At 36.8% G+C, this 16,545-nt stretch carries 14 protein-coding genes; 8 read left to right on the top strand and 6 right to left on the bottom strand.

The window, feature by feature from the left end:
- Positions 1–211: 211 nt before the first annotated feature.
- Positions 212–706 (top strand): RNA polymerase sigma factor, encoded by a 495-nt coding sequence (locus tag F0365_RS11100; protein WP_169933746.1) that lies wholly within the window; start codon positions 212–214, stop codon positions 704–706.
- A 5-nt stretch (positions 707–711) separates the two neighbouring features.
- Positions 712–1,359: a hypothetical protein gene (locus tag F0365_RS11095; protein ID WP_169933745.1), complete on the top strand. Its 648-nt coding sequence runs from the start codon at positions 712–714 to the stop codon at positions 1,357–1,359.
- A 75-nt stretch (positions 1,360–1,434) separates the two neighbouring features.
- Here F0365_RS11095 and F0365_RS11090 read toward each other — a convergent pair whose 3' ends face one another.
- Positions 1,435–2,025, bottom strand: coding sequence for a porin family protein (locus tag F0365_RS11090; RefSeq protein ID WP_169933744.1), 591 nt, complete (start codon positions 2,023–2,025; stop codon positions 1,435–1,437).
- 464 nt (positions 2,026–2,489) lie between these two features.
- On the opposite strand from F0365_RS11090, the gene F0365_RS11085 reads away from it, so the two are divergent.
- Both F0365_RS11085 and F0365_RS11080 read left to right on the top strand, forming a co-directional pair.
- Positions 2,490–3,008: a hypothetical protein gene (locus F0365_RS11085; protein ID WP_169933743.1), complete on the top strand. Its 519-nt coding sequence runs from the start codon at positions 2,490–2,492 to the stop codon at positions 3,006–3,008.
- Positions 3,009–3,063: 55 nt separating this feature from the next.
- Positions 3,064–3,273 carry a hypothetical protein gene (locus F0365_RS11080; RefSeq protein ID WP_169933742.1) on the top strand — a complete coding sequence of 70 codons (210 nt, stop codon included), beginning with the start codon at positions 3,064–3,066 and terminating at the stop codon, positions 3,271–3,273.
- Positions 3,274–3,312: 39 nt separating this feature from the next.
- Here F0365_RS11080 and F0365_RS11075 read toward each other — a convergent pair whose 3' ends face one another.
- Complete coding sequence (locus tag F0365_RS11075; RefSeq protein ID WP_206071341.1) at positions 3,313–4,464, bottom strand: vWA domain-containing protein; 1,152 nt, start codon at positions 4,462–4,464, stop codon at positions 3,313–3,315.
- 206 nt (positions 4,465–4,670) lie between these two features.
- On the opposite strand from F0365_RS11075, the gene F0365_RS11070 reads away from it, so the two are divergent.
- Entirely contained in the window at positions 4,671–5,210 is a 540-nt protein-coding gene (locus F0365_RS11070; RefSeq protein ID WP_169933740.1) for an inorganic diphosphatase, read from the top strand.
- A gap of 258 nt (positions 5,211–5,468) precedes the next feature.
- A complete protein-coding gene (locus tag F0365_RS11065; protein WP_169933739.1) occupies positions 5,469–6,176 on the top strand; it encodes a hypothetical protein in 708 nt (235 codons plus the stop codon).
- A 5-nt stretch (positions 6,177–6,181) separates the two neighbouring features.
- On the opposite strand, the gene F0365_RS11060 is transcribed toward F0365_RS11065, so the two are convergent.
- Both F0365_RS11060 and F0365_RS11055 read right to left on the bottom strand, forming a co-directional pair.
- Positions 6,182–6,382, bottom strand: a complete 201-nt coding sequence (locus F0365_RS11060) for a helix-turn-helix transcriptional regulator (RefSeq protein ID WP_206071277.1) — start codon at positions 6,380–6,382, stop codon at positions 6,182–6,184.
- A complete protein-coding gene (locus F0365_RS11055) occupies positions 6,382–6,834 on the bottom strand; it encodes a hypothetical protein (protein ID WP_169933738.1) in 453 nt (150 codons plus the stop codon). Before F0365_RS11055 ends, F0365_RS11060 begins: the two co-directional genes overlap by 1 nt.
- A 302-nt stretch (positions 6,835–7,136) precedes the next feature.
- Here F0365_RS11055 and uvrA point away from each other — a divergent pair, with 302 nt between their 5' ends.
- Positions 7,137–9,968 carry an excinuclease ABC subunit UvrA gene (gene uvrA / locus F0365_RS11050; RefSeq protein WP_169933737.1) on the top strand — a complete coding sequence of 944 codons (2,832 nt, stop codon included), beginning with the start codon at positions 7,137–7,139 and terminating at the stop codon, positions 9,966–9,968.
- A 2,885-nt stretch (positions 9,969–12,853) separates the two neighbouring features.
- Here the strand turns inward: uvrA and yidC are convergent.
- Complete coding sequence (yidC, locus tag F0365_RS11045) at positions 12,854–14,665, bottom strand: membrane protein insertase YidC (protein WP_169933736.1); 1,812 nt, start codon at positions 14,663–14,665, stop codon at positions 12,854–12,856.
- Positions 14,666–14,781: 116 nt separating this feature from the next.
- Positions 14,782–16,404 carry a CTP synthase gene (locus F0365_RS11040; protein WP_169933735.1) on the bottom strand — a complete coding sequence of 541 codons (1,623 nt, stop codon included), beginning with the start codon at positions 16,402–16,404 and terminating at the stop codon, positions 14,782–14,784.
- Between F0365_RS11040 and F0365_RS11035 the strand changes: the two genes are divergently transcribed.
- Positions 16,396–16,545, top strand: coding sequence for a hypothetical protein (locus F0365_RS11035; RefSeq protein ID WP_169933734.1), 150 nt, complete (start codon positions 16,396–16,398; stop codon positions 16,543–16,545). The genes F0365_RS11040 and F0365_RS11035 overlap by 9 nt on opposite strands.

Here is a 16,545-nt window from a genome sequence, read left to right as displayed (position 1 = left end):
TGAAGAAAACTTGGAGTTTTGATTTTTTATGATTTCTTTTCGTGGTTTTCTTTGGAAGTATTTTCATGTTTCCCTTGGGCTGCTTTTGATAGCTTTTTTGCGATGAACAAACATTTCACCTCCTAAAAGTAATCGTCATATTAAATCCTTCGAGTGAAGTGTAACGTTTCTGAAAAACAGATGACTTATATAGCAACCATACCATCAAAAAGTGAGTAAGAAACTCGAAGAAGAATTTGTAAAACTACTGGATGAGAATCAGAATATAGTGCATAAAATATGCCGACTGTATACTAATGATCAGCATGCACATAACGACCTTTTTCAAGAAGTAACCGTGCAATTATGGCGCGCGTATCCCAAATTTAGAGGCGATTCTAAATTTAGTACTTGGATGTATAGAGTGGCTCTGAATACGGCTATTACCCTCTATCGCAAATCTACCAGAAGAGTAAAAACTCAAGATTATGAGTCGGTACAATTTAAGATTGAAGACCGTCAGGAAGATGACGAGCAAATGGAGCAGCTCACATTGCTTTACGGAGCCGTAAAACAATTAAACGATATAGAAAAAGCATTGGTTTTTTTATATCTTGAAGATAAAAATTACAAAGAAATAGCCGAAACCATGGGGATCTCTGAAGTAAATGCTAGAGTGAAGATGAACAGGATAAAAACAAAATTAACTAACATTATTAATCCATAAAAATCATGGATCAACTCGATATATTAAAACAAAACTGGCAGTCACAAACTAATAACTCGCCTCAATTTACTAAAGATCAACTCACGGGATTGCTAGCAAGAAAATCTTCAGGAATAGTGAAATGGCTGTTTATCATCGCCATGATAGAATTTGCCGTGTTTATAGTTTTGGGAATAGTCTCCCATTTTTATAACCAGGATAGCAATATCGATGTTATAGGACTGATGGGAGAAGCCTTTTATTACGGTTCTACCCTATTGCATTATGTAGTTATTTTTACATTCATATACCTTTTCTACCAGAATTATAAAAATATTTCAACCTCGCAACCTACAAGAAGTCTTATGAAAAATATTCTCAAGACGCGTCGCACCATGAAATGGTACATCTGGTACAACTTGATTTATATATTGGCAGTAGGAATGATAGCTACCGTAATGGTGATCCCTAAAGATCCCAATATAACTAAACTCTTAGCAACTCCTAAAATGGCTGGGCATGAGACGGCGTTCTACCTGATCGCCTTAGGAGCTTCCTTTGTGGTATTCTTGGTTATTTGTGTGGTTATGTATTTGATCTATCAATTGATCTATGGTATTTTACTGCGCAAATTGAAACGCAATTACAATGAATTGAAGAGAATGGAAGTTTAAATATTTTATGAAAGAGCAAAAAAAATGCGGCCTTTGGCCGCATTTTTTTTTAAACCTAATCGTTTAAAAATCTTCTTAGAACTTATAACCTACTGATAAGTGAACAGTTCCAGGAAGCTGGCTTCTGTTTACACCGTCTGTTTCATTGTCTATTATGTCAGAAAAACCGTAGGTAAAGGTTCCTTTAAAATATAAGTTATACGCTTTTAAATCATAACCAAACCCAGCAGTACCTGCAAAGTTAGTATTGACCGTATTTTCAATCTCCACAGCATCCCCGTCACCTATAGATTGTTCTCCTTTAAGTAAAAAACCTATTTGTGGACCGAAGTGAATACTAAAATTTTTGTAAGCATAATATTTGAATTGTAAAGGCACATTGATATATTGTAATTTTACATCTGTAGTAGACCCTAATAAATTATCAAATTCTTCTCCCTCTACAGAATACAACAAACTACCTTCATAAGACCATTTCTCAGCAAATGCTAATTCGGCAACGCCACCTATATGGAATCCTAGTCTATTATTTTCAAAACCGTCGCCTCCTAAGTTGTCGATTTTTGAAAAGTTAACTCCTCCTATGACTCCATAGGAAAGATCTTGAGCTGTTGCAGAAAAAGTTGCTAGAAATAAAGCAACTAAAAGAAGATTAAAAGTTTTCATTTTTTTGTTTTTGGTAAGCAGGTCAAATATATAAAAATGCTTTTGTTTATTAGTTTTTTATTTTAATAGATGTTACAGCTTTCCTTGAGAAGTAACATCTTGGTTAATAAGTTAGTTTTATGTTAAAAAAGTTAGTTTATAGTTTGTAGTTTTTATTTTCATAATGAACTTAAAATTAAATACTTATGGTAAATCTACTTTTTTTCTTATCCATTTTCTTCCAAAGTGATTATTAATATTGTTCTTGTGGCAATTTTGAAGATGGAATTGTAACCTATCAAGTTATTGGTACAGAAAGCGGCTGCTGTAGTGGTGAAGCTGGTGAGATGGGACAAATAAGTTATTATGAACCTTCTGGAAGAGCTTGGAAACTTGTTGGCTTTACTGATGTCGGTGGAGCAGGTGGCCAAGATATATGCTGTGAAAATCAAAATTCTTAAAATTAAAATTAAAATTAATCAAACATGAAAAAAATAATATTATTACTTATCGCGACCACATTAATAGGATGCTCTTCAGACAATGAAAAATCAACAAATGACACTCTATTAACCAAAGAAGCTTTCAAAACACCACTAGATTCTAAAGTTTGGAATGCTTTATCTAATAATGAAGATAATAATGCAAATGAGATTTATTTGTCTTTCGATAACGAAAAGCAGATGTATCAAGATCAATTACATTACGACAATACAATGTCAATGTGGCATAAAGCACTATTTGGTTATTCCAAAGATTTAACAATCGAACAAGTTAACGTTATACTTGATGACATGGATGCGATGGATTTTAATTCTGTATCCTTCAGAACTTATTACAGATTATTATATCATCATAAAAATGGTTTAACAGACTATAAAACTAAAGCAAATGATTTTTATGAAAAAAACATTAATGATTTAACTAATGCAACGTGGAAAAATCAAGAACTTAAAAATAAAATTATTAATACTTTAAACAAGGAACATTTTGTTTTCAAATAAAAACTGAATATGAACAATGTAATAGTACTTATTTTTTTTAATTTGTGGATTCTCAATGAATGCTGTTGAAAACCAAAGTTGTGGGTGCGGAAGTTTTGAAGATAGTATTGTTCACTATCAAGTACAAGAAGGACAAGGTTGTTGTGGGGAGCTATCTAGCGGCTCAGCTTTAGAAGGCTTTTATGAGCAAAATGAAGGACAATGGGAATTAATTGAGGTAACCTCTATATCATCTGACATTGCACAAAAGCGTTGTTGTAACTAACGATTAGAATATTCAAAGGACTGAAATAAATATTTCAAACTATTTCAGTCTCTTTTTTCTATTAGCCTCATAATCGCTAAAGATCATTTCTCCTAGCCCTTGAAGACCTGTAAAAAAGGCTTTCCCTTGATTTGCTTCTGTAAATTGATCGATAAAACGTTGTAAGTAAGGATCATTAGCTATCATAAAAGTGGTAATAGGGATATGCAACCTTCTCGCTTGTGCGGCCATGGTATAGCATTTCTCTACGATGTACTCATCCAGACCATTGGAGTTTTTATAATAGGTCCCATCTTTTAATCGCAAGCAACTAGGCTTACCGTCCGTTATCATAAAGATCTGTTTATTGGTATTCCTTTTTCTCCGTAAGATATCCATAGCTAGTTGTAAACCTGCCACAGTATTGGTATGATAAGGACCTACTTTAAGGTAAGGAAGATCGGCTATTTTTATAGGCCAAGAATCATTACCAAAAACAATAATATCCAAGGTATCTTTTGGATAACGAGTGGTAATTAACTCTGCCAGTGCCATGGCTACTTTTTTAGCAGGTGTGATACGGTCTTCTCCGTAAAGGATCATGGAGTGAGAAATATCAATCATCAACACGGTACTCATCTGTGCTTTAAATTGAGAATCTTCCACAACTAAATCATCTTCGGTAAGGTTAAAATTACCCATACCGTGATTGATATGTGCGTTGCGCAAACTCTCCGTCATGGAAATACTATCCAGTCCATCGCCAAATCTGTAAGGGCGGTAATCACCACTTTGCTCGTCGCCTTGTCCTAATTTACCTGTTTTATGGTTACCGCTATTTCCCTTGCGCATGTTCCCAAAAATTTGATCTAGCGCATGTTTGCGCAGCAGTTGCTCTGTTTTTGCAGTGATAGAGAATCTGCCTGGCCTGTCGCCATCGCCTTCTTCTCCTCCTTCTTTATTCTCATCATTTGGATCAAACTCTTCTCTGATATAACCTCGGGCTTTAAGGTCTTCTATAAAATCGTCTATCGTATATTCTGATGTGGTAAGCTTGTATTCTTTATCCAATTCTCGCAGCCATTCTATCGCCTCATCAAAGTCTCCAGAAGTATGTGTGATCAATTCTTTGAAGATATCAAAAAGCTTCTCAAAAGGATCTTTTTCCTTCGGGTTAAAAAATTCAAACTTAAAACCTAATCTTTCTTGCATCATAGTCTAAAAGTAACTGACAAAAAGTGAAAACGACGTGTTCTGTTATGGATTTAACATTGGTTTATGCTTAAAAGAAGTTTCGCAAACCTTATCGTAACTTTAAACAAGAGAAAATAAGACGACTTTACTATAAGTTAATGCTGTTTCGCTTTCGCGAAAGCGGAATACATCCTATTTTTGCTGCCGCTTAAAAAAACAATACAATGACTAAACACGCTTGGCACGACGTAAGTTATGGAGCAGATGCACCAGGACATGTAACAGGAATTATAGAGATCCCAAAAAATACAAGAGCAAAATACGAACTGGACAAAGAATCTGGAATGTTGATTCTAGATCGTGTGATCTACTCTTCGATGTATTACCCAACGAACTATGGTTTTATTCCACAAACCTATTGTGATGATGACGACCCTCTAGACATTTTAGTGCTTTCTCAAATCGAAATTGTACCGATGTGTCTTGTTAAAGCTAAGGTAATAGGTGTTATGCAAATGCTAGACGGTGGTGAAATGGATGACAAGATCATTGCGGTTGCCGCAAACGATATGTCTGTTGCTCATTTTAATGATGTAAGCGAGCTTCCAGAATTTTGGAAAAAAGAAATGCGTAATTTCTTCCAAGACTATAAGAAACTAGAAAACAAAACCGTAGAAGTAGAAGAATTTCAAGGTCGTGAAAAAGCATTACAAATTGTAAATCAATCTATTGAAGATTATAAAGTGAAGTTTGGTGCCAAATAATTAGGTCACCTACTCCTCCATAAATAAGCCCCTTAAAATCTCTGATTTTAAGGGGCTTATTTTTTACCTCAACTACTTATTTAACTTCAAATCCTATTCATTTGTAATCATCTCAGTTATTATTTAAACAGGATGTCATACTTGGAGATTTAACACGAAGTATATAATTTTTTTAAATATGTAATCCAGTGCTATCTGTAGTATTCCATAATGATCCTAAAGTTTATCTTTACCCAGAATCTATAAATTCCCAACATTTTGAAAAAGATATTTCGCTTTTTATTAAAAGGTTTTTTAGCTCTTGTGGCATTCCTTCTCATCGCCTTTATAGTTTTAAAACTGGTGTATAACGAAGATATTCCTAAAGGAATTCCTGGTCAACCAGCAGATGAAATGGCTTTTAAAATATTGGATGCCATTGATCACAAAGAATTTACTGAGGCTAAAGAAATTCACTGGACCTTTAGAGGTGTAAATCGCTATGAATGGAAACTTCAACAAAATATGGTAGATGTCTATTGGGATGATTACCGTGTTTCTTACCAGACGCAGTACCCTAAAATAAGTTTTGCTTTTAAAAATGGAAAACGAATAGAAGGAGAAGAAAAACAGGAAGCCATCGATTATGCTGCTGTAAATTTTAATAACGATAGCTTTTGGTTAGTAGCGCCGCATAAAATTATGGATATAGGCACCAGCCGACAATTAATTAAGGAAGATGGAAAAGAAAAACTTCTAGTCACTTACAATTCTGGCGGGACGACTCCCGGCGACTCTTATCTGTGGGAAGTAGATGAGAATTACCTACCCATTGCCTTTAAAATGTGGGTAAGCATTATTCCGTTAGATGGAATTGAAGCGACATGGTCCGATTGGGAAATGACAGATGGAGGTTTTCCGCTTTCGCGAAAGCGTACCTTTTTTGGTTTTCAAATACCGATTACAGATGTAAAGGTTCTTCCTTAACCCTTTTAGTCGTTCTCATCCAACTCAAAAACATCTTCTACGGCCACTTTAAATAACTGGGCAATTTTCAATGCCAAAACTGTTGAAGGCACATACCTGTTTTTTTCTATAGAATTTATAGTTTGCCGCGATACACCTATTGCTACAGACAAGTCTGCTTGAGTCATTTTATGAATGGCACGCTGCACGTGGACCGTATTTTTCATTACAACTGCCTTTTAAAAATTTGAAAATACATCAAATAATAAAACAAGAAAGAAGACATGATGAAAAAGATACTTTGATCTTGCTCCCATTCTAATGGTAATCTACCCGCTAGAGCATCTAAACACATCGCTGCAAGCGGCATGAGCAATATCATTGCCGTTCCTAATACAAAAGCAAAGGCAAAGGCTCGATAGCGCAACTTATTGATGCGCTCATCTTCATTTTTATCTTTAGCAATTACTACTATAAATAAACCTATCAATATGACATGCAAAAATAGCTGCTTATAAAATTCTGCTTGTAGAATTTCCAATATTTTAACTGATAAAAGTGCTGCTACCGCAGTGATGGCGATTATAAAACCGATCCATTTAAACTTATAAGAAATAAATGGAAAAGCGCCACCTTTCTTTTCATATTCACAGAAACTCTTTAAAAAACTAGTCTTCATAACCTAAAGTATTTTTATTATTAAGACAAATATACTTTACTTTTTGGAAAGTACTAGTTACTTTATGAGGTATTTTTAGAAATCAACATACCAAGTATGCCTCTTGGCATGTTGGGTTGAGATCGATAAGATCAAATACTATTCTTGAAACTAATATCGAGAAAAGATTTAGACTATGCCAACACCAATAGTTGGCATGTCAAATCTCCATAGAAAACCCTAAAACACTCCACCATATTTTAAGGTAGCTTTAATTCTATTTCTAAGGCTTTAGAAGTAACTTCGCGATCTTGTAAAAAACTATGGCATATTCTAACGAACTTATTGAGGTAAAAGGCGCTCGCGTTCATAATCTAAAGAACATTGATGTAAATATTCCACGAGAAAAACTGGTCGTTATTACCGGGCTTTCTGGTTCTGGAAAATCTTCCCTTGCCTTTGATACTATTTATGCCGAAGGGCAACGTCGCTACATAGAAACCTTTAGCGCTTATGCCCGACAGTTTTTAGGTGGAATGGAACGTCCAGATGTAGATAAAATAGACGGTCTTTCTCCTGTAATTGCCATAGAACAAAAGACAACCAGTAAAAGTCCGCGCAGTACGGTAGGAACTATTACAGAGATTTATGATTTTCTAAGATTACTGTATGCCCGCGCTAGCGATGCCTATTCTTACAACACTGGTAAGAAAATGGTCAGCTATAGTGATGAGCAAATACGCGATCTTATTATTGAGGAATACAACGGACAGCGCATCAATATCCTTGCTCCAGTCATAAGAGGTAGAAAAGGTCATTATAGAGAGCTCTTTGAGCAAATTGCAAAACAAGGTTTTGTCAAAGTACGTTGTGATAACGTGATTGTTGATATCATGAAAGGTATGAAGCTAGACCGTTACAAGGTCCACGATATTGAAATGGTCATCGATAGAATACAGATAGGCAATACCGAAGAAGATATCAAAAGGCTGGATGAGTCCATAAAAACGGCGATGTACCATGGAAACGACATCACGATGATTGTACCGCACGGTGAGAAAGAAGGTCGTTTTTTCTCTCGTACGTTAATGTGTCCAGAAACCGGGATCTCCTACCCAGAACCAGAACCTAATAACTTCTCCTTTAACAGCCCTAAAGGTGCTTGTCCCAAGTGTAACGGTATAGGAACGCTTTACCAAGTAAACGAAAACAAAATCATTCCAGATCGCAGCCTTTCTATTGCTAAAGGTGGTCTGGCTCCTTATCCTGACAATAAGAAAAATTGGATTTATAAACAACTGGAATTGATCGCTCAAAAGTTTGATTTTAAATTGACAGATCCGATAGAGAAAGTTCCTGCGGCAGCTATCGAAATGATTCTATACGGCGGTAAAGAAACGCTGGAAATAGACAGTAAGAATCTAGGTGTAAAACGCAATTACAAAATAGACTTTGAAGGGCTGGCAAACTTTATAGAACAAACCTATAAGAATAACGACAGCACCAGCTTACAACGTTGGGCTAAAGAGTTTATGGATAACGTAACCTGCCCAGATTGTGAAGGATCAAGATTGCGCAAAGAGTCGCTTTATTTCCGTGTCAACGAAAAGAATATTGCTGAATTAGCAAATATGGATATTGTGCAACTGGTAGAATGGTTTGATCATTTAAATGTCACGCTTTCGCGAAAGCAACAACAAATAGCCACTGAATTATTAAAGGAAATAAGAGAACGATTACAGTTCTTGCTGGATGTAGGCTTGGACTATTTATCTATCAACAGAAGTGCCAAATCACTTTCTGGTGGAGAAGCACAACGCATACGACTGGCCACACAAATAGGATCTCAATTGGTCGGCGTATTGTATATACTCGATGAACCAAGCATAGGTTTGCACCAAAGAGACAATGAAAAACTGATCAATTCGCTTATTTCTTTGCGCGATACAGGGAATTCTGTTATTGTTGTGGAGCACGATAAAGACATGATAGTGCGAGCAGATCACGTTATAGACATAGGACCTCGAGCTGGAAAATACGGTGGCGAAATCATTAGTGAAGGTACGCCTCAAGAACTATTGAAACACGATACGCTTACCGCACAATACCTCAACGGTAAAAGAGAAATTACAATTCCTAAGACACGTCGTAAAGGAAATGGAATGAAAATATCATTAAAAGGTTGTACGGGAAATAACTTGAAAGACGTTTCTGTAGATCTTCCTTTAGGAAAAATGATAGGCGTTACAGGAGTTTCTGGAAGTGGTAAATCTACTTTGATCAACGAGACGCTCTACCCTATTATGAACGCGCACTTCTTTAATGGAGTAAAGGTGCCCATGCCTTACAAAAGCATCAAAGGACTGGACAATTGTGACAAAGTCATAGATATCAATCAAAGTCCTATAGGTAGAACACCGAGATCTAATCCTGCGACCTACACCAAAACCTTTGACGAAGTAAGATCCTTATTTGCCAAAACTCCTGAAGCATTGATACGCGGTTATAAACCTGGTCGTTTTAGCTTTAATGTTACCGGTGGACGTTGTGAAACTTGCAAAGGTGGCGGTTTAAGAGTCATAGAAATGAATTTTCTTCCTGATGTTTATGTGACTTGTGAAACTTGTCAAGGAAAACGATTCAACAGAGAAACGCTCGAAATACGTTACAAAGGAAAGTCCATTAGTGATGTTCTTAACATGACCATCAACGAGGCAACAGATTTCTTTGAAGCGATTCCAAAAATTAGCCGAAAGGTGAAAATGATTAAAGAAGTTGGGCTAGGTTACATCACTTTGGGACAGCAATCTACCACGCTTTCTGGTGGAGAAGCGCAACGCATCAAACTAGCTACGGAGCTTTCTAAAAAAGATACGGGTAATACCTTCTATATACTAGATGAGCCTACTACAGGACTTCATTTTGAAGATGTACGAGTACTTATGGATGTATTGAATAAACTAGTCGACAAAGGAAATACGGTTCTGGTCATTGAACACAATATGGATGTTATCAAAATTGCTGACTATATTATAGACGTAGGTCCAGAAGGTGGACGCGGCGGCGGTAACATAGTTGCTAAAGGAACCCCAGAGCAAGTTGCTAAGCATAAGACAAGTCATACAGCGAGATTTTTGAAAAAGGAGCTAAAATAGTTTACAGTTGCAGTCGCAGTTTTCGGTTGACGGTTGCCAATTACTAAATCTCTGATAATTTATGAGGAATTTGTTTGTGTTATTAATGTTTAAATTAGAGTAGATTCCAATACCACGAAACCTTTCCCTAGCACTAAAGAGTAGGCTTCTTAAACACCTCGAAGGTATTACGAATAATATTGTGTTTCCGCATCCTTTAGAATTGGAAAACGCAAACTTCCCGCAAACCCTTCCGTAACTTAAAGTTTTAGAAAACCTATTCCAATAGTTTTTGAGTTAGTGATAAGCGATTCCTTTATACAGCTTAATGCAACTAGTTAAGCTCCTTTCCTAAGCATAGGAAAGGTGGGCAAAGCGAGTGCAACGAGTTTTGGTCGGAAAGGTTGATGCGATATTTAATTTTATCGCTAGCTTAGATGATTGAGAACGTTCCGGCACTTCAACCTCATTGTCCTAAAGCACATTTCCCAAAAGAAAAAAAACCTATGCTAATAATTTTGGAGTTAATACTAAAAGATTCCTTTATACAGCCTAATGCAACTAGTTAAGCTCCTTTCCTAAGCATAGGAAAGGTGGGCAAAGCGAGTGCAACGAGTTTTGGTCGGAAAGGTTGATGCGATATTTAATTTTATCGCTAGCTTAGATGATTGAGAACGTTCCGGCACTTCAACCTCATTGTCCTAAAGCACATTTTCCAAAAGAAGAAAAACCTATTCCAATAGCTTTTGAATTAGTGATAAGCGATTCCGTTATACAGCCTAATGCAACTAGTTAAGCTCCTTTCCTAAGCATAGGAAAGGTGGGCAAAGCGAATGCAACGAGTTTTGGTCGGAAAGGTTGATGCGATATTTAATTTTATCGCTAGCTTAGATGATTGAGAACGTTCCGGCAATTCAACCCCATTGTCCTAAAGCACATTTCCCAAAAGAAAAAAAACCTATTCCAATAGCTTTTGAGTTAGTGATAAGCGATTCCGTTATACAGCCTAATGCAACTAGTTAAGCTCCTTTCCTAAGCATAGGAAAGGTGGGCAAAGCGAGTGCAACGAGTTTTGGTCGGAAAGGTTGATGCGATATTTAATTTTATCGCAAGCTTAGATGATTGAGAACGTTCCGGCACTTCAACCTCATTGTCCTAAAGCACATTTCCCAAAAGAAAAAAAACCTATTCCAATAGCTTTTGAGTTAGTGATAAGCGATTCCGTTATACAGCCTAATGCAACTAGTTAAGCTCCTTTCCTAAGCATAGGAAAGGTAGGCAAAGCGAATGTAACGAGTTTTGGTCGGAAAGGTTGATGCGATATTTAATTTTATCGCTAGCTTAGATGATTGAGAACGTTCCGGCACTTCAACCCCATTGTCCTAAAGCACATTTTCCAAAAGAAGAAAAACCTATGCTAATAATTTTGGAGTTAATACTAAGCGATTCCGTTATACAGCCTAATGCAACTAGTTAAGCTCCTTTCCTAAGCATAGAAAAGGTAGGCAAAGCGAGTGCAACGAGTTTTGGTCGGAAAGGTTGATGCGATATTTAATTTTATCGCAAGCTTAGATGAATGAGAACGTTCCGGCACTTCAACCTCATTGTCTTAAAGCACATTTTCCAAAAGAAGAAAAACCTATTCCAATAGCTTTTGAGTTAGTGATAAGCGATTCCGTTATACAGCCTAATGCAACTAGTTAAGCTCCTTTCCTAAGCATAGGAAAGGTGGGCAAAGCGAGTGCAACGAGTTTTGGTCGGAAAGGTTGATGCGATATTTAATTTTATCGCAAGCTTAGATGATTGAGAACGTTCCGGCACTTCAACCTCATTGTCCTAAAGCACATTTCCCATAAGAAGAAAAACCTATTCCAATAGCTTTTGAGTTAGTTATAAGCGATTCCGTTATACAGCCTAATGCAACTAGTTAAGCTCCTTTCCTAAGCATAGGAAAGGTGGGCAAAGCGAGTGCAACGAGTTTTGGTCGGAAAGGTTGATGCGATATTTAATTTTATCGCAAGCTTAGATGATTGAGAACGTTCCGGCACTTCAACCTCATTGTCCTAAAGCACATTTTCCAAAAGAAGAAAAACCTATGCTAATAATTTTGGAGTTAATACTAAGAGATTCCGTTATACAGCCTAATGCAACTAGTTAAGCTCCTTTCCTAAGCATAGAAAAGGTGGGCAAAGCGAGTGCAACGAGTTTTGGTCGGAAAGGTTGATGCGATATTTAATTTTATCGCTAGCTTAGATGATTGAGAACGTTCCGGCACTTCAACCTCATTGTCCTAAAGCACATTTCCCAAAAGAAAAAAAACCTATTCCAATAGCTTTTGAGTTAGTGATAAGCGATTCCGTTATACAGCCTAATGCAACTAGTTAAGCTCCTTTCCTAAGCATAGGAAAGATGGGCAAAGCGAGTGCAACGAGTTTTGGTCGGAAAGGTTGATGCGATATTTAATTTTATCGCTAGCTTAGATGATTGAGAACGTTCCGGCACTTCAACCTCATTGTCCTAAAGCACATTTCCCATAAGAAGAAAAACCTATTCCAATAGCTTTTGAGTTAGTGATAAGCGATTCCTTTATACAGCCTAATGCAACTAGTTAAGCTCCTTTCCTAAGCATAGGAAAGGTGGGCAAAGCGAGTGCAACGAGTTTTGGTCGGAAAGGTTGATGCGATATTTAATTTTATCGCAAGCTTAGATGATTGAGAACGTTCCGGCACTTCAACCTCATTGTCCTAAAGCACATTTCCCAAAAGAAAAAAAACCTATTCCAATAGCTTTTGAGTTAGTGATAAGCGATTCCGTTATGCTGAAGAATGACTTTTGAAAAGCGAGTACAATAAAAACCCTCAAACGTCTGACGTTTGAGGGTTTTAAAATTAAAAAGTAAACTTAATTTACTTGAGTTTCTTTTTCTCTTCTTGTTGCACTTGTGCTTGCTCCATGATAGAAGACATCTTACTTGCAAAACGACCTTTCTTCTTCTTAGGTTTTGCTTTTGCTTTCTCGATTTTTGCAAGAACCTTATCCTTATCAATAATCACGTGCTTGATCACTAACATGATACCTATGGTAATTAAGTTAGACACAAAGTAATACAGTGATAATCCACTCGCGTAATTATTAAAGAATACCAACATAAACACTGGTGATAGGTACATGATAAACTTCATGTTAGGCATACCAGGTTGTTGCGCTGCCTGCATGTTCTGACCCGTAGTCATTTGCATATAGAAAAATATCGAAATCGATGCTAGTATGGGAAATAAACTTACATGATCTCCGTAGAAAGGCACCTTGAAGGGTAATGCAAAAATTTCATCATAACTGGATAAATCATCTGCCCAAAGGAAGCTTTTTTGTCGCAATTCAAATGCCGTTGGGAAAAACTTGAATAGCGCAAAGAAAACGGGCATTTGAAGTAATGCAGGTAAACAACCACTAAGAGGGCTGGCACCTGCTTCATTTTGAACCTTCATGGATTCCTGCTGCTTTTTCATGGCATTATCCTTATGCTTTTCTGCAATCTTATTCAGTTCAGGACGTAGGATCTTCATTTTGGCCTGAGTCAGATAACTCTTATACAATATTGGAGATAATACCAATCTTACACAAATGGTCAAAAGAATAATAGCGATTCCATAAGGGATACCCAATCCATTCAAAGGATCACTTAAAAAAGAAAATAAAGGTCTAATCGCCCATTCATTAACAAATCCGAATATCCCCCAACCTAAATCTACCACCTCATCCAGGTTGCGATCGTATGTAACCAGAATATCATAATCTGTAGGACCAAAATACCAGTCCATATTATAAGCCAGCTCACCGCCATTGTATTCTAACTGTACTTTAGAAGTAAACTTCTTAGTCAGTACATTTTGCTCATCATTTGCTGAATAATTATTAAAAGACTCTATCAACCCACTTTTAAATGGAGTATCTGTCAAAAGGATAGAAGAGAAAAAGTGTTGCTTGTAGGCGATATAGGTGATATTCTCCGCTTCTTCTTCGGCAGTTTCTCCTTGACCTGTATAGTCGTCGCTACCATCATCATACTCAAACTTAACTTCTGTATAACGACTTTCATTATCCATACCTTTAGAACGGCGGTATCCTTGTAATACCCAATTCAAGGCTACTTCTTCAGAGGTGTTTGCTACTTGAGCAAGCCCTTCAGAACGAATGTTGAAATCCATCATGTAATCATCAGGCTTCAGCTCGTAACGAAACTCAATAGAGCCTCCGTTCCCTACATCAGTTTTAAGACTTAAGACTTTATTTTTACCATTTTGAGAAGTAGTAGGAGTAAAAATCAAATCTTCTGTATGCAGCTTACGCCCATCTTTAGTCATGAATTCCAGATCAAACTGGTGATCTCCACCTTTTACTAGATAAACTGGCAGTGAATCGTAGGTTTTAAAACTTTTTAACAAGGCTTCGTTGATCAATGCGCCTTTTGTATTGATCTTAAAGTCTATTAGATTATTATTAAATTCAATAACCTCGCCTTTTGATGCCACTGGAGTTGCCGCAACATCATTCTGTACTGCTGCTGGAGATGAAGTTTCAGCGGCTATCTCTGTAGCTGATATACTTTCTTCAACTTGCTTCTTCTCTTCTTGGTTTCTAAAAAGCATAAATGCTACTATAGCAAATATGATTGCTAATCCTAGCATACTTTTCCAGTCCGTCTTTTTCTCTTCCATACTTTTGCCCAATGGGGCTATTAATTTACTTGGTATATTTTTTATTGATCTCGTTTTCGCCCTGAGCTAACTCAGGATAAACTTCCATTTTCTAAAAAGAAAATGGAAAGCCTAACTTATGTGGTATTCCTTTTTAATTTATAAGCTGCTGCCGCTTCCACAAAAGATGTAAATAAAGGATGTGGTGCTGCAACGGTGCTTTTATATTCTGGATGGTATTGCACCCCTATAAACCAAGGGTGATCTTCTACCTCAATAGTTTCAACAAGGTTGGATTTGGGATTGACACCTGTGGTTTTTAACCCTGCTTTTTCTAGTTGCTCTCGGTACTCATTATTATACTCATAACGGTGTCTGTGACGCTCACTAATTAGGTCACTACCGTATATTTCTCTAATCTTTCCACCTAAAAGCTCACAATCCCAAGCTCCAAGACGCATGGTTCCACCCATGTTCAAAATATTTTTCTGATCTTCCATCAAAGAAATTACAGGATTTGCTGTTTTCTCATCCATCTCTATAGAATTAGAGTCCTGAATTCCTAAAACGTTACGAGCGTATTCAATTACTGCCATCTGCATTCCCAAACAAATACCAAAAAACGGCAGTTTATGCTCTCTAGCATAACGCACAGCTTCAATCTTTCCTTCAATACCTCGCTCCCCAAAACCTGGTGCAACTAGAACAGCATCCAAATGAGAAAGTTTTTTCTGCACATTTTCAACTTCTAAATATTCACTGTGTATGGATTCGATCTTTACTTTAACTTCATTAGCAGCTCCTGCATGAATAAATGCTTCCAAAATAGATTTATAAGAGTCTTGTAACTCTACATATTTCCCTATTAGCCCTATAGTTACTGTACTCTTGGGGTTTTTATGTCTCTGTACAAATTCATTCCAGCTTCTTAAGTCCGGTTGATCCTTCGTGTCTATTTTAAGATTTTTAATCACTACTCTATCAAGTCCTTCCAGTAACATTTTGTTAGGAACATCGTAGATAGTCTCCACGTCAATAGACTGAATAACTGCTTCTTGCTTTACATTACAAAAACGAGCCAGCTTTGTGCGTATCTCATCTGAAAGCTCGTGTTCTGTACGGCATACCAAAATATCTGCCTGTACCCCACTTTCCATAAGTGTTTTCACACTATGCTGTGTAGGCTTGGTTTTCAACTCTGCTGCTGCTCTCAAATAAGGTATCAATGTCAAGTGAATCACTAAAGAATTGTGCTCACCAAGTTCCCATTGCAGCTGTCTAACACTTTCTATATACGGTAAGGACTCAATATCTCCTACTGTTCCTCCTATCTCTGTTATAACGACATCATAATCTCCAGATTTACCTAATATCTGAATTCGCTCTTTGATTTCGTCGGTAATATGAGGGATTACCTGTACTGTTTTACCTAAAAACTCACCACGTCTTTCCTTATTTATGACACTTTGATAGATTCTACCAGTAGTAACATTATTGGCTTGAGAGGTGTTTACGTTAAGAAAACGCTCGTAATGACCTAGATCAAGATCTGTTTCTGCTCCATCTTCTGTTACATAACACTCTCCATGCTCATAAGGATTGAGCGTTCCTGGATCTACATTTATATAGGGATCAAGCTTCTGAATAGTTACTCTTAAACCTCTAGCCTGCAGTAGTTTTGCCAGGGAGGCAGCGACAATTCCCTTTCCTAAAGAAGAGGTTACCCCACCGGTTACAAATATGTACTTTGCATGTGCCATAGATCTGTTTTAAGAGTTTTAAAAACAGATGCAAAAATAGGTGTTTTGGATAAGAGAAACGAGAACTTTGAGTCTAAAAAAGAAATGCTTGAAAGCACAAAAGCCAGTAAGGAATTACTGGCTTTTTATAATTTAAATTAA

Origin of the sequence: Nonlabens sp. Ci31 (assembly GCF_012974865.1) — a bacterium.
GTDB lineage: Bacteria > Bacteroidota > Bacteroidia > Flavobacteriales > Flavobacteriaceae > Nonlabens.
Note: the sequence above shows the minus strand (reverse complement) of the source record. Positions and strands in the feature narration are given on the sequence as shown.